The organism is Anaerovorax sp. IOR16 (assembly GCF_017168145.1).
In the GTDB taxonomy this organism is placed as follows: domain Bacteria; phylum Bacillota; class Clostridia; order Peptostreptococcales; family Anaerovoracaceae; genus IOR16.
Map to the genome: position 1 here is coordinate 195494 of NZ_JADQTL010000011.1, position 23812 is coordinate 219305.

Below are 23812 nucleotides of genomic sequence, written 5' to 3' on the forward strand. Positions count from 1 at the left end.
TAGTATAAATAACATATAAAACTGGATTATGAATAAGAAAAAGAGTCAGCTCTTAGAACTGACTCTTTTTGATTATTTCATTATTCGTGCTAAAAATTCATAAACGATATCACAGGTTGCATCCACTGATGAAATGGTAGCATACTCATCAGAACTGTGAATGTTTCCGCCGTCCGGTCCTATAATCAGAGCTGGAGGCTGATTGCCGTCTCGCGTACAGATACGAGTACCAAGATAATTGAAATCACCGATGCTGTCAAGATAATCAATAGTAGCCGGTTTTCCGCAAACGCTTTCCACTGAGGCATTCATTGCATTTGCATAAATATCTTCTTTGTTTACAACATAAGGTTTGTAATAACGACTTCCTGGTGAAGGTTCCGGTCTTACGTCAATTTTGTATTCACATTTCACACCAGCTCGCTTTAAAAGCATTTCTGCTTCTTTAAATATGCTTTCTTCATCCTCAGTTGTTACGATATGTCTATGTACCGTAACTCTTGCAAAGTCAGGAACACTACAAGCACCGCCATCTGCTTCTGTTTTTAGAATACAGAAGGAGCCAGGGCCTAAGATGCCGTCGCTTTCCAATTGCAGTTTTTCCGATTCTAAGATAAATCTCGCAGCTTCAATTGCTGCATTGACGCCCTTTTGAGGACTGGAGGCATGAGCGGCTTTGCCATAAAAGTCAATGTTATAAACAAAGCATCCACGTGCACCCAAGCAAAGTACAGGAAAATCATATTGACTAAAGCCTGTACTTGGTTCTGTAATAACAGAGCAGTCGACTCGGTCAATGAGTCCGTCTTCAATCAGTGCATTTGCTCCAAGACCAAAAGGTCCTTCCTCATCAGAGACTAAGGTTAAAATGATGTTGCCCTTCCAAGGGATGTCGCTGTTTTTTAGCCGCTTTAAAGCAACCATAAGTGCTGCACAACCACCCTTCATATCTACGGCGCCGAGACCGTAAATACGATCATCCTCAATGGTTGGTTCATAAGGGTTATAGGTCCAGCCTTTACAGAGTGGAACGGTGTCCAAATGACCATTTAAACAGATGGTAGGTCCTCCGGGTTGTCCTTTGATTGTGCAAATGATGTTTTCGCCATCAAAACCGATTGCTTTTTTTTCACTGTAATAATGATGTTCCGGTGAAAAGCCTTCTTTTTCAAGCCAGTTATAGCAGTATTGCATAATATCGGCTTCCTTATAATAAGGACTTTCAATGGCAATAAGTTCTTTCAATAGTTCAATGACTTCACTGTGTTTCATCGAGATTCCCTTCTTTTCCGTTTTTTAGTGATTTTATTATAACACGCATAGAAATAAGAATGAAGTAGTAAAAAAAAGGAATAATAGTGGGAATAGCCATGTAAAAAAAAATTAGAATAAAAAAGAGAAAATAGAAATAATTATATTGACATAGGGTAAAAAGATGTTGTATAATAAACCTTGTCGTCAGCGATAACATTTGTTCCAAGGTAGCTCAATGGTGGAGCACTCGGCTGTTAACCGATAGGTTGTGGGTTCGAGCCCCACCCTTGGAGCCAATATGTGCCGGGATGGCGGAATTGGCAGACGCACAGGACTTAAAATCCTGCGATCTTTACCGATCGTACCGGTTCGACCCCGGTTCCCGGCACCATTTACTAACGACTAAAACTTAATATCGCGGGATGGAGCAGTTGGTAGCTCGTCGGGCTCATAACCCGAAGGTCAGAGGTTCGAGTCCTCTTCCCGCAACCAAGAAGATAACTTGCAATTTTAACGATTGCAAGTTTTTTTATGTTAGCAAAGAAGGAAGGGACTCGAACCTGAAAAGGCACCGAACGATAAAGCAAGGCTTGTGAAGTCTTGCGCGTGAGGTGGTCCGAGCCCTGTGCTTGGGCGAAGGACGGCAGATGCAAGATAAAGAAGTAAAGCAGCTGCGGAAGTCCTCTTCCCGCAACCAAGAAAGTATGACAGGATGAAAATCCTGTCTTTTTTTTATTCTACCATACTTTCTTTATTGTTATGATGTAGAGGACTCGAACCTGAAAAGGTACCGAGCGGTGAAGGAAGGCTTGTAGAAAATAGAATTTTAAAGTACCTAAAATCCTTATTCCTTTAAGCAAGTAGTTTGAATTTTTGGGTATTTAGTTGTATAATTTGTGTATATATGTTAAAAAAAATCAAACTAAGGAGAAATATAAATGGCAAAAGGAACAACTAATGTAGGTTTTGAAGATAAATTATGGTTGGCAGCCGATAAATTAAGAGGAAGTATGGATGCATCTGAATATAAGCATGTTGTTTTAGGTCTTATATTTCTAAAATATGTCTCTGATTCATTTAATGATAAATACGAAGTGTTAGTTCGTGAAGGTTCTGGATTTGAAGAAGATAAAGATGAATACACAATGGATAATATTTTCTATGTTCCATTAGAAGCTAGATGGAGTAGAATAGCGTCTTACGCAACTTCACCCGAAATAGGTAAAGTAATTGATAATGCAATGGAAATTTTAGAAAAGGAAAATCCATCATTAAAAGGGGTTCTTAATAAAAATTACTCCAGACCTGAATTAGATAAAACTAGGTTAGGTGAGCTAGTAACATTGTTTACAAATGTAGATGTTGGAACTACTTTGGCGCAAGAAAGAGATGTCCTTGGTAGGGTTTATGAATATTTTCTTGGGAAATTTGCAAGTGCCGAGGGTAAGTTAGGTGGAGAATTCTATACGCCATCTTGTGTTGTTCGTACGTTAGTTGAGATTATAGAACCTTTTAAAGGAAGGATTTTTGACCCTGCTTGTGGTTCTGGCGGTATGTTTTGCCAATCTGCAAAGTTTATAAAAGAACATCAAGGAAATGTAAGAGATATTTCTGTATATGGACAAGAATTTAATCCTACAACATGGAAACTTGCAAAGATGAATCTTGCGTTAAGACAGATTGAGGCAGATTTGGGTACACATAATGCAGACTCCTTCCATGAAGATTTACATAAAACACTTAAGGCTGATTATATATTAGCAAATCCCCCATTTAATATTTCTGACTGGGGTGGAGAAAAGATTCAAGAAGATGTACGTTGGAGATATGGAACACCGCCTGTAGGTAATGCAAACTATGCATGGTTACAACACATGCTTCATCATTTAAATCCAAATGGAGGAGTATGCGGCACAGTTCTAGCGAATGGATCTTTGAGTTCAAATACTTCTAATGAGGGAAATATCAGAAAAAATATGTTAGTAGAAGGTGATGTAGTAGAGTGTATTGTGGCAATGCCAGGACAACTATTTTATTCAACGGGTATTCCTGTTTGTCTTTGGATTATGAGAAAAGGTAAAAATGAAAATACAAAAAATAAAGTTCTCTTTATTGATGCAAGAAATCTTGGATATATGATTGATCGTAGAGTAAGAGAGTTAAGTGAAGATGATATTCAAAAGATAGCGGAGACGTATCATAAATGGAAAAATAATGATGGGTATGAAGATGTACAGGGATTTTGTAAGGTGGCGACAATTGATGAGATATCTGAAAACGATTATGTATTAACTCCAGGAAGGTATGTTGGCATTGAGGAAGTAGAAGATGATGGAATTCCATTTGAAGAAAAGATGGAAAAGTTAACAAGTGAAATCAGTCAACAGTTTAAGGAATCTAGAGAGTTAGAAGAAAAGATACGTAAGACTTTAGGAAGTATTGGATTTAAAATATAAGATGGATTGTATGTTGGTAAGCTAAATTATCATTTAGCTTTTAAAGTAAAAAGGAGCTTATTATGCAGACATTACGACAATGCTATGAAGAAATAGCAAGTAATACTAATAGATGGTCATATTATTTAAATATACCAATGTCGATACTAGATTCATTAGAGAGTGATAAAGATGCTTTAGAATTTATACAAAAATATTTTGAATTTGGTGGGAAGAAAAAGGTTTTTAAAGATGTTAATTTAAATAAATATAAAAGACATATTCTAGAACGTTCTCAACATATAATATCTACATTTTTTCTCGGCATCAAGATTGCAGAGTCTTTTCATATAGATACACAAACACGAAATATTAATAATTTGAATTTTAAATATTACTGGTTTCTGGCTTGTCTATATCATGATATTGGATATGCTTTCGAAGGGAATACAGATTCTCAAACTTTAAATATGATAGAGAATGAGGGGTTAGAAGCATTACAAGAAATATGTAATATAAAATATGTTCACGATCGGATTTTCAAAACCCATCCAAAGGAAATTGTGGAATTCTATTTTCAGTGTCGTGCAATTAGTGATGAAAATAAAGAAAGGAAAATAGACCACGGAATTGCAGGTGGACTTTTACTATATGATAAATTAAGAAAACAATTTAATACTGCTTGGAAAAAACGTACTAACAAAGAAGATACAAGAGACAACTTTTATATTAGAGATGACAGCTCTGGCAGAGAATTGCATTTATCAAATAAACATTTTGATGAATATGCAAAAGCTGCAGACGCAATTATTTCTCATAATATCTGGATTAGTACATTAAATCAATATATTGAAAAGTATGGTGATTCAGAAGGCATCGTTAAGAGAAATAATGATAGAATCACTATTAATAATGAACTTTGTTTTATCCTTTCAATAGCAGATACTATAGAACCATTAAAGAGAGATGAAAAGTATCTTGATTTAATAAGTATAGAATCCCTTGATCTAAGAAAAGGTTTTAAATTACATGGAGATAATGAAACCATTGAAATTATTTATAAAAATATTGAATCTATGAAAGAATGGATTGAAATAAAGATAAATATTGTAAAAGCCGAATCTCTTAAAACATCTATAGAAATATCAATAGAATAGGTATAATAAGTTATTTACAATGGCATCTAATAGAATATATTGTATAGTGCCATTATTTATGGTTAGTCTACTTAAAAAAGTAAAGAGAGGTTATACCATGAATAATAATTTTATACATGACGTAATTTTAAAAATGAAAAAAGAGATTCTTGTTCCAATGCAAGAGACCTTGCAATAATTGATATGTTGTATTCCACTGGTATGAGAGTGGAAGAAATAATACAACTGAATATTGATCAAATAGATTTTAATAACAGGGAGTGTATTGTATTTGGAAAAGGGCATAAAGAGAGAATTGTTTATTTTGATGCTAAGACAAAAGTACATCTTCAAGATTATTTAAAACAAAGAATGGATAAGAACCCTGCTTTATTTGTAAGATTAAGACATCCATATAATCGGTTGAAGGATGGTGGTATTCAATTAATCTTAAGGAAGTTAGGGGACAAGCTATCAATAAAAAAGGTTCATCCTCATAAATTCAGAAGAACTATGGCTACTGTTGCTATTGAAAAGGGGATGCCTATTGAACAAGTTCAGAATTTATTAGGACATGAGAAAATAGATACTACCATGCATTATACTATGGTAAATCAAAGTTATGTGAAGATATCACATAAGAAGTATATAGGTTAGTTAGAAGGACGTATTAATATGGATAAAATTGAATTAGAGAAGGCAGCAGAGTATGTCAGTGAAAAGATTGGTATTAATGATGTTGAAATAAAAGATTATATATCTACTGAAAATATGTTACCAAATAAAGGTGGAGTTTGTTTAGCAAGTAAAAAGCCATCAGCAGGTAAAGTAACAAAATATCAAAAAGGTGATGTTTTAACATCCAATATTAGGCCATATTTTAAAAAGATATGGTTAGCAGACAGGGATGGAGGATGTTCAAATGATATATTAGTGATAAGGAATAAATCAGGATATTTATCTGAGTATATTTATTATGTATTGTCAGAAAATAAGTTCTTTGATTATTCAACAGTGTCTGCTAAAGGAACCAAAATGCCTCGAGGTGATAAGGCTGCTATTATGCAATATTTAGTACCTGAATATACAATTGACCATCAGAAGAAAATTGTTGAGTTATTAGAAAATCTGGATAAAAAAATACGAATTAATAATAAACTAAATGAGAATTTAGATAAGCAATCTATGCTTCTTTGGGAAAAGATTTATGAAAAAGTTAGGAAGAATGAAGAAAACTCTATTGGAAATTTGGATTTATTTATTTCAGATTATGTTGCCAACGGTAGTTTTAAAAGTTTGAAAGAAAATGTAACTTTGTATGATTCCCCAGAATATGCGTTGTTTATGAGAAACACTGATTTAAAAATAAATCTTGCAGGTGAACGTAAATATATAGACAAGCACTCCTATGAATTCCTTGCAAAAAGTAAATTGTTTGGAGGAGAATTGATCATATCTAATGTAGGGAATGTAGGTAGCGTATATTTATGCCCTAGTTTTGACTTTCCGATGAGTTTGGGAAATAATGTTATTATGATTAAATCTACAAATGAAAAGTATGACTATAATTTGTATCTTTACTATTTCTTTAGAAATAGAATTGGACAAAAGCTCCTTGATGGAATTACGGGTGGATCAGCGCAGCCTAAATTTAATAAGACTGACTTTAGAAATACCAAAATATGTGCACCAAGTGATGCTGAATTGTTTGAATTTAATAATATAGTGCAACCAATTTATAATATGATAGCTCATAATATTATGCAGAATGAAAAATTAGTTCAGTTAAGAGATACACTATTACCAAAACTCATGTTAGGAGAAATAAACTTAGATAATTTTAACCTAAACATTTAGCATCATATAAATAAGCTTTTTAAGGAATTGGGAGTATGATTATGAAAATGAAAAAATAAAGTCATTATATAGAAACCAACAATTGTACTGTCCATCTCTACTTTACGAAATCGAGAATAATGGATTTCATCCAGATAGTCCATGTGATGAAATTTGTATTGACTATTATGCTGATATAGATAAATATATTGTGAATGAGGGTAGACATCGTGTGTGTATTGTTAGAAATTCCAATATAACCATAACTGCTATTGTAACTAGAAGATGAGCTTAAATTTGCTTAAAATAAATAGTAGTCATATTACAAATTGGATACAAGATAGTAAGCTAAATTAGGATTTGTTGGTTTGCTAAAGTGTTACAATTATGTTTATAATCTTAAATTCATTTAATTAAAAATATATTATTCAATTGAGGTAAATACGATTATGATAGAAAAACATATAGCTTATAATATAAAAAATGATAAAAGTTTCAATGCGGTGTATTATTCACACCCAGTACCATCATTTGAGTCATTAACATTTATGTCTTTTATATTTGATAAAATATATTTCCCTGGGGTTTATATACCAAACTCAGGTATAGATGAAAAGGAAACAATAAAAGAAATTGAAAGAATAAGACAAAATGGATTTAGAGGAATTGATGATCCATCTATCTTTAATAGTATGATTTTTGCATTACATAATAAATATCTAAGTGATATTTGTGTTTTTACTGGTGAATTTGGCAACTTAGGCGTATTAGAAAAAGGAGCTAGTGATTTAACTAAGGAACTTGAAGAACTTGTATATGGATCGCCTCCTTCAAACTTTACTCCTACGCCTGTAATGGGATTTTCGAAAGGATTACCAGGAGATGAGAAGGCGAGTGTTAATGGTCCAAGTTGGATTTCTTATCCAGCTAACGCTTTAATATTTGCAATTCAAAAAGGAATGCCTCTTATTAATGATAATCCGATGATGCCAATACCAAGTCTTGGGTGGTAGATGCTAAAAGTAACGCCAAAATATTATCAACTATTTTGGCGATTGAAAGTGTTAAATTACTACTTCCAGAATTAAAAGCAATGATGCCTAAAGATATTGCAGAATTTAGGGAAGAAACAAAGCAATATATTAAACCTTTCAGACTATCGATGCTTAAGTTATCAAAGGAGTTAAATGCAGCGATTAACTCTGACATGGAAATTGAAGATATACAAAGAGAAGCAAAATTCATTGTAGATACAACAGTATATCCTGAACTTGAGGAATTAAAAATGGTTTTAAAGGATAAAACAAAACCATGGTTTAAAAGAGCTATAGATTTAGCTAAAGATGCTCCAGAATTAGTTACTAATTTCACAACACTACCACCTGAAATGGCGATAGCAAAATTATTAGCTAAAATGGGATATAATATGGTTAATGCTGGGCTTGAAGCTGAATTCAATCATAGAAAGAATATAAGGACAGGTTTAACTTATTTACTAAAAATTAATAAACTTCGATAAAAAAATAACTTTTTATTCGCAAAAGTATTTAGACTCGTAAAGTAATTTTATTTAAAATGCAAGGAGGATACTAATGATATTTTGTGATTATGAAATAACGAATAGAATACTATTTATGTCTTTGAAAAGAGCCAAAAACATGTTATCAATAGAACATAATCCTACGTGTAATATAGAGTCCTTCTTTGACTATTTATATAACAATTATGATCACATAAATGATTATATTGAATTTATTGCTTTCTATGAATTTGACTATACAGAGAAAAAAGGTAAAGCATTTAAATATAATATTGCCTATATTTATACAAAACCGTCACTAAAGTTTAGAGATGCATTTTTTGGTGAAAGAGAAATAATTACAAAGGAAACTGGATGGTATCCGTATATTACAGGTGCAAGGGCGAACTTTACACACTTGAAAGCAGAAAAATCATATAAGTATTGGAAAATAACAAAAAATAAGCCTCCGTATGTTCATCTGGGAAGACCATTATCTATAAAAAATGTTGCTAGTGATTATGCAGCTACAGCGATGTTATTAAAATGTAAGAAAGGCAACATTTTATTAGATACAGGGTTTGGAATAGAGGAGGAGTTTGTTGAGAGTATAGATTATATTTTTATATCACATTTCCATTATGACCACACAGGAGGACTTGCCGACATCCTTAAGAAGAAGGACATTCCAGTAATCATGTCATCTCTTACTTTAAACTATATGCTTGATATGGATAGTATAGTGGATGAAGATAAGAAAAGAATATTAAAAAATGTTATTATATCAGATTTTTTGAATAATAGATCATACATATTTTCTACATTGGAATTTTTTGAAAGTTATCATTGTCCTGGCTCTGTAGGCGTTAAGTATAAATATAGAGATACAGTTGTGGTATATGCAGGAGATATATGTCTAAGAAATGGGTTTTATTGTTATAAAGATGTTTTTAATGGAATCGTAAGTAAATACTTTAAAAACAAATACATTATTTTAGATTCAGCATTGGTAATGAAGAGTCATTTATCAATTGGAGAGGATGACTTTGAAGATGTGTCGGAGTCTTTGTTTGATAAAATAAAGGATAATAACGCCTTGTTTATTAGTAAAGGTACCGAAATGCTATTTAATATTTATTTAAAGCTATTTGCGAAATCTGTGCTTTGTAGCAAACAAACAAATTTTGTTGTAAATGAAGATTTATATAAGCTATTAAAAAATGTATTACGCTCATGGCTTTTATTTAAATATAGAAAAGATCCTTTTATAAAGTATGTATTGGCGTCTGGAAGAGCAAATTTTGCTGAAACACGTAGAGTATATCCTATAACAAAAGGGGAACAGTTTCATGGAAAACAAGATGTAGTATATATTTTATCACTTAAGGATGTAGAAAAATTAGACAATATTCCATTGCTTAATGGAGTTGATTGCTTCCTAACGGGACCACTAGCTCTTGAAAATAGGACATATGATTGTATAGAAAACTTGGAATATAAGAGTATTAAAAGACTTGCGTCATCCGATTGGAGTTTTCATAGCGATAGAAAGTCACTGGAGAATTTTATTGTTCAACATAAAGAATGTAAATTCATCTTGTTTCATTCGTTTCCCAAAGTGCTAAATAAATTTAAAAAATCTTTTTCAGATGATAATCAACATAGAATTCATGTGTTAAGTAGAGAAAACTTAGAATTAACTTAAAAAATATAGAGGAGACTCTAATTATTTATTATATACCAGAGTAAAATTCCTAATTTAAAACTTACAAAGTGATTTAAGCCTATGGATTATAAAGAATTTAGATAGCTTCTTTTATAGAGGTAACGTAGTTTGTGTTGCAATGGTGTTTTATCAGCAGATAAAGTTGCTATATTTTAAGTGACAGTAAGTTAAATTAGGATTTAATAATTGGCTTAGATTCTAATTATAGTTCTAATATGAAACTTAAATCTGCAATTTGATGAGGAGAAGATAATGATAAATAAGAACTATCATGTTCATGAAAGGGAAACTAATGAATTTATTTGTAATAGGAAATGGCTTTGATAAAGCGCATTCTTTAAAAACAGACTATATTAATTTTCGAGATTTTTTATATGAAACCGACCCTGACTTCTTATCCTCTTTTGAAGAAGCCTATGGAAGCTGCTCGGAAAGTAATAGAGAATTGAAATTGATTATAAGATAGTAAGTTAAATTGGGATTTATTAGATTAGGAGGGAAAATGCAGATTCATTATTTTCAAAGATATCATACTAAAGAAAATGTTGATACAAGCAATGTAATGCTTATGTTGTCAAGATTATATACATTTTCATCAAGTAAATTTTTTACATTCTTAAAAGAGTTTGTATTCTCAAACGAAATGGAACCTCAACTGAATTTTATATTACAAGAAAAAAGTGCTAGGAGTATTCCGGATGCAGTTATTTCTCAATCAAGTTTTAAAATAGTGGTTGAAACAAAATTGTATAATGAGTTTAATCTTAAACAATTGGTAAATCATTTACAATCATTTTCAACTGAAGACAATAAAGTGCTATTGACTTTGGATCCTAGACCTATGAAAAAAGACCTAAAGGATGAATTTGATTTTTATCTTTTGTCATACAATGAAAAATTAGATATACCAATAGTCCATTGTAATATGACATTTGAAGGACTAGTTGAGGGTTTAAAGAGTGTTATTGATGAAAGAGACTATGAAATAATGGATGTACTATATGATTTTGAAAATTATTGTTTTGCAGAAAATTTAATTCCAGATGACTATAAGTTTATGAGAGCAATGACTGCAGGAACAACATTAAAGGATAATTTGGAGCTTAATTTATATTATGATGATGCAAAAAGAAATTTTTCAAAGCATGCTTATATAGGGTTATATTCAAAAAAATGTATTCAAGCAATTGGAAAAATACAAAAAATTATAGTGGTGGAGATAATTGATGGAGAATTGCAATATAAAATTGAAGAAGGACAAGAGATTATGCATGAAGAGTTGCAAAATATTAAAGAAGCCATATTGAGATCGAGGAAATATGGTTATGATTTAGCTAAACCGCATCGGTATTTTTTAGTTGATGAATTTTATCATACAAACTTTAAAAAATCTACTCCTTATCCAATACAAAGAGCAAAATATTTTGACTTAAAAGATATACTTAAGTGCGATGAGTTACCTTCTACTGATAAAATTGCAAAGACTTTGAACAAATTAGAATGGTAAAATTCATACAGGGGGAATTTTGAGTTGGATAATTTATAATATAGAAAATCACTATCACGAGAACTTTGAAATAGAATTTTAAACAATTTAAGCATAATTTTACCAAGCTAAATTGGGATTTATAATTGAAAGTTAAAATGGAGTAGAATTCCTTAAAGGCTGAAGGTTAGGAGTTTATGCAAGCCGTAGTTAGTAATAGTTAAAGGTGGGTGATTATTTGTTATTACTGATTTTGAAGAATACTATTACATTTTTTTTGCAGATCATGACTTTTTACCCAGTAGCTTAGAAAGAATGATAATAATATATTTAAGAAATACAGATTTGTTTAAAGTGCTATTTCCTGATGTTGACCTAAAAGAATACCGGGATTTAATGCCTAAAGATTTACGAGAACAATTTGAAGAATTAAATCATAGGGCTAGCAAACCTCCGAAAAAGGATGTGTCCGAAACCACACTTTTACAGGACTTATTTTTTTGCAGTGAAAGACTGCAAGCAAATCATAAGTATAAGGAATCTTCTGAAGATGATATGAATGATTATATTCGAGACTTACTTACAATTTCGGGATATGATTTACGAGATCAGACGAGACAAGGAACATCAAATGCTGGAAGACAAGCAGGAGAAGTCGACATTTTAGTCAGAAAATTAGATTTTCCTTATTCAATAATAGAAGCCTTAAAACTATCAAGTGTCAAAAAAGAATATATATCACAACACATTGACAAGATATATAAATATGATACGTTAGGAAATAAATGTAATTTTATTATCTCATATGTTAAAACAAATGATTTTCTGAAGTTTTGGAAAAAATACTTACTATTTATTAAGTTATATAATTATCCATTTAAACTGGTTAAATTTACAGAGACTTTAAATAACCAATATCCAGAATTAAAGTGGGCGGTAACAGAATTAAAACGTAACGACATAATAACGAAGCTTTATCATATAGTTATACACATTCCAAGTTGATAGGCATCAGAGTTTATAATAATGGTTTGAACCTATTTTTAAAACTTGTAGTAAGATGAGGGATACAAAATGGGAAATACAAAATTTGAGGAGTGTTATCTACGTAGTAGAGATGAAATTCTTTCTGTGGAAAAATTGCAAGAGATACATGGAAAACATGATGGTGAATACGATGATAAATATTACGGTGATTTTTATTGCCCTGAATGTTTTGCTGCACAGTTGTCATTTCATCCGAACGCACAAACTCCACATTTCAAAACGAAGCCATCGGCAAAACATGAAGAAGATTGCTCCTATAATTTTAAATCTGCCAAGAAAAAAGAGTTGGAGGACTATTGTTATAACTCAGATAACCACGATTCAATTAATCGAAAGTTAAAGACTTGTTTAGAGCTATTAAACAAATCACCTAAAAAACAGAAATCAATACAAACACGAGGTGAAGCAGCTAATAATAGTAAATACAATTATTTTACTTTTGGTGAAGGAGAAGCTCGTAGAAGTATAAGAAGAAAAAAATTATCTATGCCATTACATGAAGACCATGATTACAATATTCCTATGATATTCTATGGAATTGTATTTGCTGAATGGGATTTGCGAAATGATAATATGAAGTATATAAGGTTACGAAATGCTAAAACAGATAAATACATTTGTGCAATCACAGTATCAAAAAACATTTATTTTTATATAGATGATAGTATGAAATTTGATAATAAGAGAAAATGTGATATTGCATTTATTACTTCAATGGTTAGGAAGGAAAAATTTAATAACTGTGCTATAAGTTATTCAACTGAGCTGATAATATCTAATATATCAACTCAATCTATTCTGTAAAGTAGAAAATCATTTTGTCAATAGTAGATCATAGGATAAACCGGAATGTTCTCAATATGATTCTAGTATTACGTTTACACATATAAGATAGTAAGTTGAATTGGGATTTAGAAATGAAAGGAGCGTACATAATGCCATTTACAGAAGATACTTTAGAACAAGCAATAATAGAAATATTTGAAGCTAAAGGTTATGAACATTTATATGCACCAGATATTGAACGTGATTACCATGAGGTGGTATTAGAGTCCTACTTTTATGATGCAATGTTTCGTATAAATAAAGGTATTACAATGGAAATTGCTGAAGAAGCATATAAACAAATCAAAAATATTGGTTTAGTAAAATTGGCAGATATAAATGCATCCTTTCATAAAATGCTGATTGAAGGAGTTCTTGTTCCATATAAAAACGGCAGTGAAAATAAAACCTTTCAAGTTAAATTAATTGATTTTGATCATCCAAAAGTTAATGATTTTAAGGTGATTAATCAATATACAATCATTGAATATAAGAATAAACGTCCCGATATTTTGATTTTTATAAACGGAATCCCAATGGTGCTTTTTGAATTAAAAAGTGCTGTTAAGGAAGATGCGACAATTGAGAGTGCGTATAAGCAAGTGAGGAACTATCAATTAGATATTCCTACACTGTTCCATTATAATGCGTTCAATGTTATTTCTGACGGTGTGAATGCGAGCATGGGAACTATTACGTCTGACTTTACAAGATATATGGTTTGGAAATCGAGAAATGGTGAGCCCCCGGAAAAAGAGTTTAATCCAATCGGTGTATTATTAGATGGAGTATTTAGAAAAGAACGCTTGTTGGATATTATTCGTAATTTTATTGTATTTCAAGATATTGAAGGTAATACAGTTAAAATAGTGGCAGGATATCATCAATTTTTTGCTGTAAGAAAAGCAGTAGAGAGAACAAAGCAAGCATTAATAAACAATGATAAAAAAGTAGGTGTTGTATGGCATACGCAAGGTAGTGGTAAGAGCCTTTCAATGGTTTTTTATACAGGAATAATCGTTAGTGATCCAGAGTTTAATAATCCTACGATTGTTGTACTTACAGATCGGAATGATTTGGACAATCAATTGTTTTCTACCTTTGCATCATCATCCAAATTGCTACTTAGACAGGAACCAAAGCAAGCAAAAGATAGGGCGAATTTAAAAGAACTATTAACTGTAAATGCAGGGGGAATAGTATTCACTACAATTCAAAAATTTGAAGAAGGTACAGAAGTACTGACTGACCGTAAAAATGTCATCTTTCTAGCAGATGAGGCGCATCGTTCGCAATATGGGTTAGATGCAAAATTAGATAGAGGAACCGGTGAATGGAAGTATGGCTATGCGAAAAATATGAGAGATGCATTACCGAATGCAACATTTATCGGATTTACAGGAACGCCAATTGCTATGGATGATAAATCTACAGTAGAAGTCTTTGGTGATTATATTGATATTTATGATATGACACAGGCGGTTGAAGATGGTGCTACCGTTCCTATTTATTATGAAAACCGAACAGCTAAGTTAAGTTTAGATGAAGTTGTTTTAAAACAAATAGATGCGGAATATAAGGCAATGAGCGAAGATGGGCAAACAAAGTCACAAACTATAGAAAAATCAAAACAAGATTTATCAACTTTGGAAACAATAATTGGTTCATCACAAAGGCTTGAAATGCTGGCAGATGATATCATTGCTCATTATGAGGATCGGCAATATGTTCTTACTGGTAAAGCAATGATTGTTTGCATGACTAGAAGAATAGCGATTACTTTATATAAAACTATCCTAGAAAAAAGACCTGAATGGAATGAAAAGGTCAAAGTTGTACTGACAGAGAACAATAAAGACGATGAAGAATGGCATGATATAATAGGAAATAAGGAACATAGAAAGCAACTTGCAATCCAATTTAAAAATATACATAGTGAATTTAAAATTGCAATTGTAGTTGATATGTGGCTTACAGGATTTGATGTACCTTCAATGACAACAATGTATGTGGATAAGCCTATGAAAGGGCATAATTTAATGCAGGCAATCGCTAGAGTAAATCGTGTTTATAAAGATAAAGAAGCTGGATTAATCGTTGATTATATTGGAATGGCTGCTGAATTAAAATCTGCATTAAATCAATATACAAATCGTGATAAAGATAAAGTTCCAGATTTGAGTAAAGCATTAAATATTGCTCTAGAAAAATTAGAAATCATGAGAGATTTCTTCTATGGGTTTAATTATAAGGCATTCTTTGGCTCTTCAAATAAAGCACGTTTAGATATTATTTTAGATGGTGTAGAATATGTTTTAGGACATACGGAAGAAGAAAAAAAGATATTTATAAGAGAAGCAACCGCATTAAGTCAGGCAGAAACTTTATGTAGAAGTATGCTATCTGATGAACTGAAGATGGAAATTGAATATTTTAAAGGAGTGAAAGCCGGAGTATGCAAAGTAACTCCTGGTACAGGTCTTACGACGAATGAAATCAATGCAAGAATAGAGAAGATATTAGAACAGGCTATTCAGCAAGAAGGGGTTATAAATATTTTTGAGCAAGCTGGAAAGAAGAATCCAGAAATCTCTATATTGTCTGATGAGTATATGCAAAATATACGAAATATGAAACATAAGAATATTGCAGCAGAAATGTTAAGAAAACTCTTAGAAGATAATATAAAAGTATTTAGGAGAACTGGAGTTGTAAAAGCGGAACTATTTTCTGAAAAGATGAAACAGTTACTAAAAAAGTATAATAATCGTTTGATTACGAGTGCAGAAGTTATTGAAGAATTATTAAACTTGTCTCAAGAAATGGTGCAGTCTTATAAAGCCGGTGAGGAAAAAGGTTTATCGGTAGAGGAATATGCTTTTTATGATGCTTTGGTAGCAGATCCACAGGTATTAAAGGAAATGCAGGATTCTGTGTTAATAGAAATGGCTCATGAGCTTACAGAAATGATTCGAAAAAATAGAACTATAGATTGGGATAAGAAGGAATCTGCACGAGCAGCTATGCGTGTTATGGTAAAAAGGCTTCTTAGAAAGTATAAGTATCCACCAGAAAAAGCGCAGAGTGCTATAGATACGGTTATTAAGCAGGCTGAGTTAATGAGTAGCCAGATGGAAATGTAAAATGCTGAGCTATGAAAATGGCGGAGGATTTTAATATGGATAAAGCGGCATATGCAAATAAGTTGTATCGCTTTTAGAAAATTCTTCAAGCTACAAAGAATATGATACAAGTGGAGATGTATAAATATGTATCCTACTACAGAAATCCTCTTCCCGCAACCAAGAAGATAACTTGCAATTTTAACGATTGCAAGTTTTTTTAATGTTTGCAAAGAGGGATGGGACTCGAACCTGAAAAGGCACCGAACGAAAAAGCAAGGCTTGTAGAAAATAGAATTTTAAAGTACCTAAAATCCCTATTCCTTCAATTGAGTCGTTTGAATTTTTTGGTATTTAGTTGTATAATTTGGGTGTATATGGTGAACGTTTACAAAATAGCTAAAAATGAGGGATCTGGATTTATGAAACTAATTTTTCCTTTTTTATTTTTCCTTATTATATCTGTGATATTTATTATTGGTGCTAAAATATTAAGTAAAAATGGTACAACATGTCGGGGAAATAGGATTTTGTGTAAAAGTGAAAGCAATCGAGTCTTTGCAGGTGTATGTGGTGGCATAGCTGAATACTTTGGATGGAATGCGACAGTTGTTAGATTATTTTTTATTTTTTCTGGGATTGGTCTATTAACATACGCAATTTTATCTATAGCGATACCGGATTCGCCTAGTTCCTTATTATAAAAGATAACTGTCAAAGAAATACTGTGGACTATAGTTCCACTAAAAATACCTGTCCAATATATTACAACTCTCAAATAAGTAACTTTTTCATTATGTAAATGAAAAAGTTTTTACTGAAATATAAAATAGTTATAGTTTTTTTCTGTTACATTTAGGGAAAATCAAACTATTATTGTGCGTTAAAAATTTAACAATTAAATAGATTAGCTTAGAATGTCGAACAATTTTTTGCATAATGGAGGTAAAATATGGAGTTAAAAAATTATTTTGGTGCATTGCGTTCATTGGAGCCAAAAGGTTCTTTACCGCAGCCGGCTTGGAAGTTAGATAATAGCATGGAGTTAAAAGCAGATGAAGTTCTAGTTGATGTAAAAATTGTTTGTATTAACCGTTTCAGCTTTAATGAAATCTTGGATGAGGCTGGTGAAGACGATAAAGCTTTTGCTAAGTATGTTTTACGTATAATAAAAGAAAGAGGAAAATTGCATAATCCAGTTACGGGTACAGGGGGAATGCTGTATGGTAAAGTAAAACAAATCGGAAAAAAATACCCCAATATTAATAATATTAAAGTAGGCGATGAAATCATTTCATTAGCATCTTTAACAATCACTCCGATAACAATAGAAAGAATTCATTATATTGATTATGAAAATGCACAAATATATGTTGAGGGACAGTGTGTATTATTTGCAAATACTCCACTCATACTTAGACCGAGCAATATTCTATTGCAATTAGCGATAACCGCTATGGATGAAGCAGGAGCACCTATGCGTACGAATAAAATTGTATCACGAGGACAAAGTGTATTAATTTTGGGTGCATATGGCAAAATGGGAATCTTATGTGCTCATGCTGCAAGAGAGAAGCTAGGTGCAACGGGTAAATTAGTCGGATTAATAAAGTGCAATCATAATCTAGATAAATTGGAGCAAATGGGGATTTTTGATGAAATTATAACGATGGACATAACAAAATGTTACCAAAAAGGCTTTGATATAAATAATATTACTGCAGATTATGATATTGTAATAAATTGTATCAATTCCATAAATACAGAAGCAATTTGCTTATTATTTGTTAAAGATGGTGGTGTGGTATATTTTTCAACGCTGAACTGTGATTCCAAGATGGCATCATTAACTGCAGAAAGTATAGGAAAAGAAGTCACCCTTATACCATATACCGGTTTTATGAAGGGACATGCTGAATTTACACTGCTTTTACTACAAAAGTATGAAACGCTAAGAAATTTCTTTAGTGTTAAAACACCAAAACAGGTACAAAAAAAAGATTACGATATAAATAAAACCTATGAGTCAAATAGCAATGATATGGATATACATTATAATTATCATGCAATGGGGTATATTTTTGAAAGTCAACAGTCTAAAGAAGTACTAAATAAGGCAATAAAAGTGGCAAAATATGATTCACCTGTTATTATCTTTGGAGAGTCTGGAGTCGGTAAAGAGATCATTGCTCAAATCATTCATCAAAATAGTGATCGCAAAATTTTTCCTTTAATCAAAATAAATTGTGCTGCCATTCCAGAACATTTATTCGAGTCTGAATTATTTGGTTATGAAAAAGGAGCATTTACCGGGGCAAATGATAAAGGTAAAATTGGTTTTTGGGAGGCTGCACAAAATGGTACTTTGTTTCTTGATGAAATAGGAGAATTAACTCTTCATTTTCAATCTAAAATTTTAAGAGCGATACAGGAAAAAGAAATTATAAGAATCGGTGGAGTAACACCGATTAAAGTAAATACCAGAATAGTGGCTGCAACGAATAAGGATCTATTGAAAATGGTTGAAGAAAACAAATTTAGAGAAGATTTATATTATCGATTAACGGTTGTTCCAATTACCGTTCCTCCATTACGCAAACGTAAAAAAGATATTATAGCTTTGATTAATTATTTTACAGAAAAGTATAATAAAGAATTTAATGTTAAAAAACAGTTTAGCGAGGAAGCGTTAAAATACATGGAAAAACAACCTTTCTATGGAAATGTAAGAGAACTTCAAAATATTGTTCAAAGACTGATTGTTTTATCAAACAATCAGATAATTAATATTAAAGATGTTTTACATAATATAAATATAGAGACTTCATTAAATATGAATTCTCAAGATAGATTTATGATTCAAGATGAAAGTGATTTTGAATATGAGCAAACTTTACAAGAAATAATTGATGAAACAGAAAAGACGGTCATTATGAAATACAAAGAAAAATATGGTTCAACTCGAAAAGTTGCAGAAGCACTTGCGGTCAGTCAGCCAACAATTGTGAGAAAATGTCATAAGCATAGAATTGATACATAATTGAATAAGCGATACAATAATGCATCACAAAAGCGATACATTATTGTATCGCTTTTGTGATGCGCTAAATATTTATAATGTTCTAATATAACTTAAATTCATTGGAATTTAAACGTTAAGACATTATATAAGTAGTGCTTTTTTTGTTTTGGCATCAAACCTGCAATATATATTTTAGAAATTAATTATTAAATTGGAGGTTGAAATATGAAAGGAAACAAATATGGAACGCATCGTGTTATTAGTCCAGTAGGTTTATTACCACAAGCGGCTGAAATAGTGGATAATAATCCGGCTATTTATGATAATGAAATACTAATTGAAGTAATTGCTTTGCAACCTACAGCAACCGCATTTGGACGTATTGCAAAGGAAGCCAATGGAAACATTGAAAAAATAGAAAAAGAAATAATGAATATCGTTGAGAAACAAGGTAAATTTCAAGATCCAGTGACGAAATCCGGAGGGATGCTCATCGGAACTGTAAAAGAAATTGGAAAAGATTTATCTAATACAGTTGATATTAAAGTCGGTGATAAAATTGCTACACTTGTTTCTTTATCACTAACTCCTTTAAAAATTTATGAAATCGAAAAAATAGACGTGGATACGGAACAAGTATTTTGCAAAGCGGATGCAATCTTATTTGAATCCGGTATCTGGACCAAAATTCCTGATGACTTAGAATGGCAGCTTTCATTAGCTTTGATGGATGTATGTGGAGCACCATCGATGGTGTCAACACATGCCAAGGCTGGAGATATCGTTGTTGTTGAGGGTGCAGGCAAAGCTGGATTATTATGTTTGGCAGAGGCAAAGCGAAGAGTTGGAGTGACAGGAAAGGTTGTTTGCATAGAGTATTCAGAAAAGCAGTGCGAATTAATTAAAGAATTAGGCATTGCAGATGTTGTTCTCAATGCAAACGGGCAAGAACCTGTGGAAGCGTACAATAAATATATGGAAGTTATGGATGGACAATTGGCAGATTTTACAGTCAATACCGTTTCTGTACCGGATACGGAACTTTCTTCAATTATGGTTACAAAAGATAGTGGTATGGTTTATTTCTTCAGTATGAGTACAAACTTTGCAAAAGCATCTTTGGGGGCGGAAGGCATAAAAAAATATACCCCGATGTTGATAGGAAATGGTTATTATCCGGGACATGCTGAAATTACATTTGACATTGTAAGAAGCTTTCCAAAATTAAGAGAATATTTGACAAATAGATATTGCAAATAAATTGAGGTTTTCATAATGGGTTTTCATTGGGGCAGAACCTAATATGATGATCAAATAAAGTTAACTGTTGTTTGAAAGGAAAGAGGTTTGAAATGAAAGCAAAGAAAGTAATTGCACTATTTTTATCTTTAAGTATGTTTTTATTAGCACTTGCTGGTTGTGGGACTTCGTCAAATGATGCGAATTCTAAAAGCAGTGAGGATCCAATCGTTATAAGCATTGCACATACGGACTCTTCTAACCGTTCAACAAATGAATGCGGAATATGGTTAAACGATTATTTACAAAAAGAAACAAACGGCAAAGTGGCAGTGGAAATGTACCCGGACGGACAACTTGGAGATGATCCGGATCTTGCAGCAGGAGTAAAATTGGGTAATGTTACAATCTACTTTGGATTAGCATCTGTTATTTCTTCTATTGTAGGTGAAAAAGCAAGCTGTGTAGATTTACCTTATTTATATAGTACATATGATGAATGGGTGCAGGGAACCTTTGAAAATGGCGGACTTGAATTATTCAATGAAGCTTTAGAGGGTTCTGGATATACTTGTTTGGATATGATGTATAATGGCATGCGTTGTGTAGCTTCTTCAAAGAAAATTTATCATAATTCCGATGATTTAAAAGGTCAAAAGGTACGAATTGCACAGAATGATTTAAATGTTAAACTTTGGCAGTCAATGGGAGCAAATCCAACTCCAATGGCATGGGGAGAAGTTATCACATCTCTTTCGCAAGGAACTGTAGATGCGTTAGACCATTCTTTAGGTGTATTCAATGACTTTAATATCCATGAAATAGCACCGTATGTTACGGTTACAAATCATTGCAGCTCTCCATATCCAGTAATTTGTTCTACAGAGTGGCTAAATTCTTTAGATGATGAAACTCGTGAAAAAGTGGTTGATGGTGTGCATCAAATGTGTGAAAAACAGAGAGTGATGGAACGTGAAAATGAATTAAGTTACTTAGAAAGATTTGAGCAAGAAGGTGCGACTGTTTATACATTGAGCGCTCAGGAACAAGAAGCATTGAAAGAAGCTGTGAAGCCAGTTTATAAGGAATGGAGAAAACGTGTTGGTGATGATGTTATTGATGCATGGTTAGCAACCGTTCCACAATAATTCTGTAAACTATTTTCTATCTACTTAGGTTGTGCCGGAGAATAGGAGCCCCAAAACTATTACTCCGGCATTTTAGACCGATTTTTAGTATTGGAGAGGAGGAATTTGTGCATTTACTGCACTTATATTAAATATATGAAAGATAAAAAAGGCTTTATCTATTATTTTAATCATATAGAAGAACTATTAATCGTATCTGCATTTGCGTTGATGGTTCTGGTAATTTTCTTTCAGGTAATTATGAGATATGTTTTTAATAACTCATTATATTGGTCTGAAGAATTGGGTAAATTTATTTTCGTTTGGATTTCTTGGCTGGGAATTAGTTTAGGTGAAAGAGAAGGGGAACACATCAAAATTACGATATTGACAGATCGTCTTTCTTTTAAAATGGCACAACTTGCAAATATTGTATCAAATATCATTGTAATAATTATTTGTACTACTATTGGTTATTATGCTTATACATTAGTAATTTCTCAGATGAGTTCCCATTATGCTGGAATAAAAATCAGCATGTCTTATGGATATTTGGCCGTATTTTTAGGGTGTCTGCTCATGAGTATTCGAGACGTGGCAAGTACAATTCGTTCTGTCAAAGCACTTATGTTGGGAGAACCTAAGCTTTCAGGAGGTGAGATGAATGAGTAGTGGAATGATCATTTTGATTGCTGCTTTATTTATTATGTTGGCGGTAGGTGTGCCAATCGGATTTGCAATCGGTGGTGCAACAATGTTGGCAATGATAGCTGCATCTTCTTTAAATATGGTAACAAGTGCCCAGTATTGCTATTCTGGAATTAGTTCGTTCACGGTAATGGCAATCCCATTTTTTATGTTGGCAGGTACCATTATGTCAACAGGTGGCATTGCAAAACGAATCGTTGACTTTTGTTCTGCATTGATTGGCTTTATTGACGGAGCCTTAGGTTGTGTAACCACTTTAGCTTGCATGTTTTTTGGTGCTTTATCGGGATCAGGAATGGCCACTACATCTGCAATTGGAGGGATGATGATTCCGGAAATGAAAAAGAAAGGATACGATCCGGCTTATGCAGCGACATTAGTATGTTTTGGTGGAATTGTTGGACCGATCATACCGCCAAGTCTATCCTTTGTATTGTATGGTGCTTGTACGGGTGTATCTGTGCCAAGTCTTTTTTTAGCAGGTATTTTACCGGGAATTATCCTAGGCTTTTTATATTTGGGCACGAATGTTGTTATGTGTAGAAAGTTAGGCCAAGATTTAAAGCAAGGAAAACCAAAAGACGTTATATCGAATATTGTGGCAACACATGAAGCAAATAAAAATGCAGAGGTTGAACTTTTACCTGCCGGAGTGGTGATGGAGAAGAGAGGCAAAAGAATCGCAAGAACATTTAAAGATGGTTTTTGGGCATTGCTTTCTCCGGTTATTATTTTAGGTGGTATATATAGCGGTATATTTACACCCACAGAAGCTGCCTGTGTTTCAGTAATTTATTCAATTATTGTTAGTTTGTTTGTTTATCATGACATGGACTATAAATCACTATACGGTGCATTCCTATCTGCTGCAGTGTTAAATGGAGTTACTTCGTTCTTATTGGGTACTTCTACAGTTTTTTCTACATTTATTACCTTTGAAAAAGTACCGCAGGCGATAACAGCATTTTTAACAAGTGTTTCGGATAATAGATATATCGTTTTATTATTAATCAATATAATGCTTTTATTGATTGGTTGTTTATTGGATACGGTTCCTGCAATTATTATTATGGCACCAATTTTATTGCCAGCAATTAAAGCATTTGACATAAGCCCGATTCAATTTGGGGTTATCATGGCTGTAAATTTAGCAATTGGATTGTGTACACCTCCATATGGTTGTAATTTATTTGTAGGTGCAGCGGTAGCCAAGATAAAAATGCAAGATATGTTTAAATATATTGTGCCTTTTATGGTTGTATCAATAATAGGGTTGTTATTAATTACATATGTGCCTGCTATTTCAATCGGTCTGCTGTAATGATAATCA

At 32.3% G+C, this 23812-nt stretch carries 18 protein-coding genes, 3 tRNA genes and 1 pseudogene; 21 read left to right on the forward strand and 1 reads right to left on the reverse strand.

All coding sequences use genetic code 11. The features are described from left to right. Window positions 1–72 precede the first annotated feature (72 nt). Window positions 73–1272 carry a M20 family metallopeptidase gene (locus I2490_RS14790; RefSeq protein ID WP_206460538.1) on the reverse strand — a complete coding sequence of 400 codons (1200 nt, stop codon included), beginning with the start codon at window positions 1270–1272 and terminating at the stop codon, window positions 73–75. 203 nt (window positions 1273–1475) lie between these two features. Between I2490_RS14790 and I2490_RS14795 the strand changes: the two genes are divergently transcribed. The 21 genes and pseudogenes from I2490_RS14795 to I2490_RS14895 all read left to right on the forward strand — a co-directional run bounded on the left by I2490_RS14795 (window position 1476) and on the right by I2490_RS14895 (window position 23803). Continuing rightward, a tRNA-Asn gene (locus tag I2490_RS14795) sits at window positions 1476–1550 on the forward strand. 6 nt (window positions 1551–1556) lie between these two features. After that, window positions 1557–1645, forward strand: a tRNA-Leu gene (locus I2490_RS14800). A gap of 25 nt (window positions 1646–1670) precedes the next feature. Then, a tRNA-Met gene (locus tag I2490_RS14805) sits at window positions 1671–1746 on the forward strand. 446 nt (window positions 1747–2192) lie between these two features. Next, window positions 2193–3710 (forward strand): class I SAM-dependent DNA methyltransferase, encoded by a 1518-nt coding sequence (locus I2490_RS14810; protein WP_206460539.1) that lies wholly within the window; start codon window positions 2193–2195, stop codon window positions 3708–3710. A 62-nt stretch (window positions 3711–3772) separates the two neighbouring features. After that, window positions 3773–4846, forward strand: a complete 1074-nt coding sequence (locus tag I2490_RS14815; protein ID WP_206460540.1) for a hypothetical protein — start codon at window positions 3773–3775, stop codon at window positions 4844–4846. 156 nt (window positions 4847–5002) lie between these two features. Beyond that, window positions 5003–5482, forward strand: a pseudogene (locus I2490_RS14820) (tyrosine-type recombinase/integrase); the annotation flags it as partial. 18 nt (window positions 5483–5500) lie between these two features. Continuing rightward, entirely contained in the window at window positions 5501–6682 is a 1182-nt protein-coding gene (locus tag I2490_RS14825) for a restriction endonuclease subunit S (protein ID WP_206460542.1), read from the forward strand. A gap of 428 nt (window positions 6683–7110) precedes the next feature. Further along, window positions 7111–7674 (forward strand): hypothetical protein, encoded by a 564-nt coding sequence (locus I2490_RS14830; RefSeq protein WP_206460543.1) that lies wholly within the window; start codon window positions 7111–7113, stop codon window positions 7672–7674. Beyond that, a complete protein-coding gene (locus I2490_RS14835; RefSeq protein WP_206460544.1) occupies window positions 7668–8180 on the forward strand; it encodes a hypothetical protein in 513 nt (170 codons plus the stop codon). The genes I2490_RS14830 and I2490_RS14835 overlap by 7 nt, the downstream gene beginning before the upstream one ends. A gap of 73 nt (window positions 8181–8253) precedes the next feature. Continuing rightward, the gene (locus I2490_RS14840; protein ID WP_206460545.1) at window positions 8254–9885 is read left to right on the forward strand and encodes an MBL fold metallo-hydrolase; all 1632 of its coding nucleotides are present in this window, start codon (window positions 8254–8256) and stop codon (window positions 9883–9885) included. Window positions 9886–10198: 313 nt separating this feature from the next. Further along, on the forward strand, window positions 10199–10372 hold the full coding sequence (locus I2490_RS14845) for an AbiH family protein (RefSeq protein ID WP_206460546.1): 174 nt from the start codon (window positions 10199–10201) through the stop codon (window positions 10370–10372). A 36-nt stretch (window positions 10373–10408) separates the two neighbouring features. Further along, entirely contained in the window at window positions 10409–11413 is a 1005-nt protein-coding gene (locus I2490_RS14850) for a hypothetical protein (RefSeq protein WP_206460547.1), read from the forward strand. Between the two features lie 324 nt (window positions 11414–11737). After that, window positions 11738–12397, forward strand: a complete 660-nt coding sequence (locus I2490_RS14855) for a hypothetical protein (protein ID WP_206460548.1) — start codon at window positions 11738–11740, stop codon at window positions 12395–12397. Between the two features lie 69 nt (window positions 12398–12466). Next, window positions 12467–13243, forward strand: coding sequence for a hypothetical protein (locus I2490_RS14860; RefSeq protein ID WP_206460549.1), 777 nt, complete (start codon window positions 12467–12469; stop codon window positions 13241–13243). Between the two features lie 131 nt (window positions 13244–13374). Continuing rightward, complete coding sequence (locus I2490_RS14865) at window positions 13375–16407, forward strand: type I restriction endonuclease subunit R (RefSeq protein WP_206460550.1); 3033 nt, start codon at window positions 13375–13377, stop codon at window positions 16405–16407. A gap of 401 nt (window positions 16408–16808) precedes the next feature. Next, window positions 16809–17090: a PspC domain-containing protein gene (locus I2490_RS17090; RefSeq protein WP_206460646.1), complete on the forward strand. Its 282-nt coding sequence runs from the start codon at window positions 16809–16811 to the stop codon at window positions 17088–17090. A gap of 248 nt (window positions 17091–17338) precedes the next feature. Further along, window positions 17339–19426, forward strand: coding sequence for a sigma 54-interacting transcriptional regulator (locus I2490_RS14875; RefSeq protein WP_206460551.1), 2088 nt, complete (start codon window positions 17339–17341; stop codon window positions 19424–19426). Between the two features lie 207 nt (window positions 19427–19633). Then, on the forward strand, window positions 19634–20668 hold the full coding sequence (locus I2490_RS14880; protein ID WP_206460552.1) for a zinc-binding dehydrogenase: 1035 nt from the start codon (window positions 19634–19636) through the stop codon (window positions 20666–20668). A 92-nt stretch (window positions 20669–20760) separates the two neighbouring features. Next, window positions 20761–21795 carry a TRAP transporter substrate-binding protein gene (locus tag I2490_RS14885; RefSeq protein WP_206460553.1) on the forward strand — a complete coding sequence of 345 codons (1035 nt, stop codon included), beginning with the start codon at window positions 20761–20763 and terminating at the stop codon, window positions 21793–21795. A 105-nt stretch (window positions 21796–21900) separates the two neighbouring features. After that, a complete protein-coding gene (locus tag I2490_RS14890) occupies window positions 21901–22446 on the forward strand; it encodes a TRAP transporter small permease (protein WP_245157216.1) in 546 nt (181 codons plus the stop codon). After that, entirely contained in the window at window positions 22439–23803 is a 1365-nt protein-coding gene (locus tag I2490_RS14895; RefSeq protein ID WP_206460554.1) for a TRAP transporter large permease, read from the forward strand. Before I2490_RS14890 ends, I2490_RS14895 begins: the two co-directional genes overlap by 8 nt. Window positions 23804–23812 lie beyond the last annotated feature (9 nt).

Excerpts from the sequence above, each read along its gene's own strand:
- I2490_RS14825 (WP_206460542.1), top strand. The coding sequence starts at position 5,501 with ATGGATAAAATTGAATTAGAGAAGGCAGCAGAGTATGTCAGTGAAAAG.
- I2490_RS14875 (WP_206460551.1), top strand. The coding sequence starts at position 17,339 with ATGGAGTTAAAAAATTATTTTGGTGCATTGCGTTCATTGGAGCCAAAA.
- I2490_RS14880 (WP_206460552.1), top strand. The coding sequence starts at position 19,634 with ATGAAAGGAAACAAATATGGAACGCATCGTGTTATTAGTCCAGTAGGT.
- I2490_RS14885 (WP_206460553.1), top strand. The coding sequence starts at position 20,761 with ATGAAAGCAAAGAAAGTAATTGCACTATTTTTATCTTTAAGTATGTTT.
- I2490_RS14860 (WP_206460549.1), top strand. The coding sequence starts at position 12,467 with ATGGGAAATACAAAATTTGAGGAGTGTTATCTACGTAGTAGAGATGAA.
- I2490_RS14895 (WP_206460554.1), top strand. The coding sequence starts at position 22,439 with ATGAGTAGTGGAATGATCATTTTGATTGCTGCTTTATTTATTATGTTG.
- I2490_RS14815 (WP_206460540.1), top strand. The coding sequence starts at position 3,773 with ATGCAGACATTACGACAATGCTATGAAGAAATAGCAAGTAATACTAAT.
- I2490_RS14845 (WP_206460546.1), top strand. The coding sequence starts at position 10,199 with ATGAATTTATTTGTAATAGGAAATGGCTTTGATAAAGCGCATTCTTTA.
- I2490_RS14790 (WP_206460538.1), bottom strand. The coding sequence starts at position 1,272 with ATGAAACACAGTGAAGTCATTGAACTATTGAAAGAACTTATTGCCATT.
- I2490_RS14810 (WP_206460539.1), top strand. The coding sequence starts at position 2,193 with ATGGCAAAAGGAACAACTAATGTAGGTTTTGAAGATAAATTATGGTTG.
- I2490_RS14830 (WP_206460543.1), top strand. The coding sequence starts at position 7,111 with ATGATAGAAAAACATATAGCTTATAATATAAAAAATGATAAAAGTTTC.
- I2490_RS14850 (WP_206460547.1), top strand. The coding sequence starts at position 10,409 with ATGCAGATTCATTATTTTCAAAGATATCATACTAAAGAAAATGTTGAT.
- I2490_RS14840 (WP_206460545.1), top strand. The coding sequence starts at position 8,254 with ATGATATTTTGTGATTATGAAATAACGAATAGAATACTATTTATGTCT.
- I2490_RS14865 (WP_206460550.1), top strand. The coding sequence starts at position 13,375 with ATGCCATTTACAGAAGATACTTTAGAACAAGCAATAATAGAAATATTT.
- I2490_RS17090 (WP_206460646.1), top strand. The coding sequence starts at position 16,809 with ATGAAACTAATTTTTCCTTTTTTATTTTTCCTTATTATATCTGTGATA.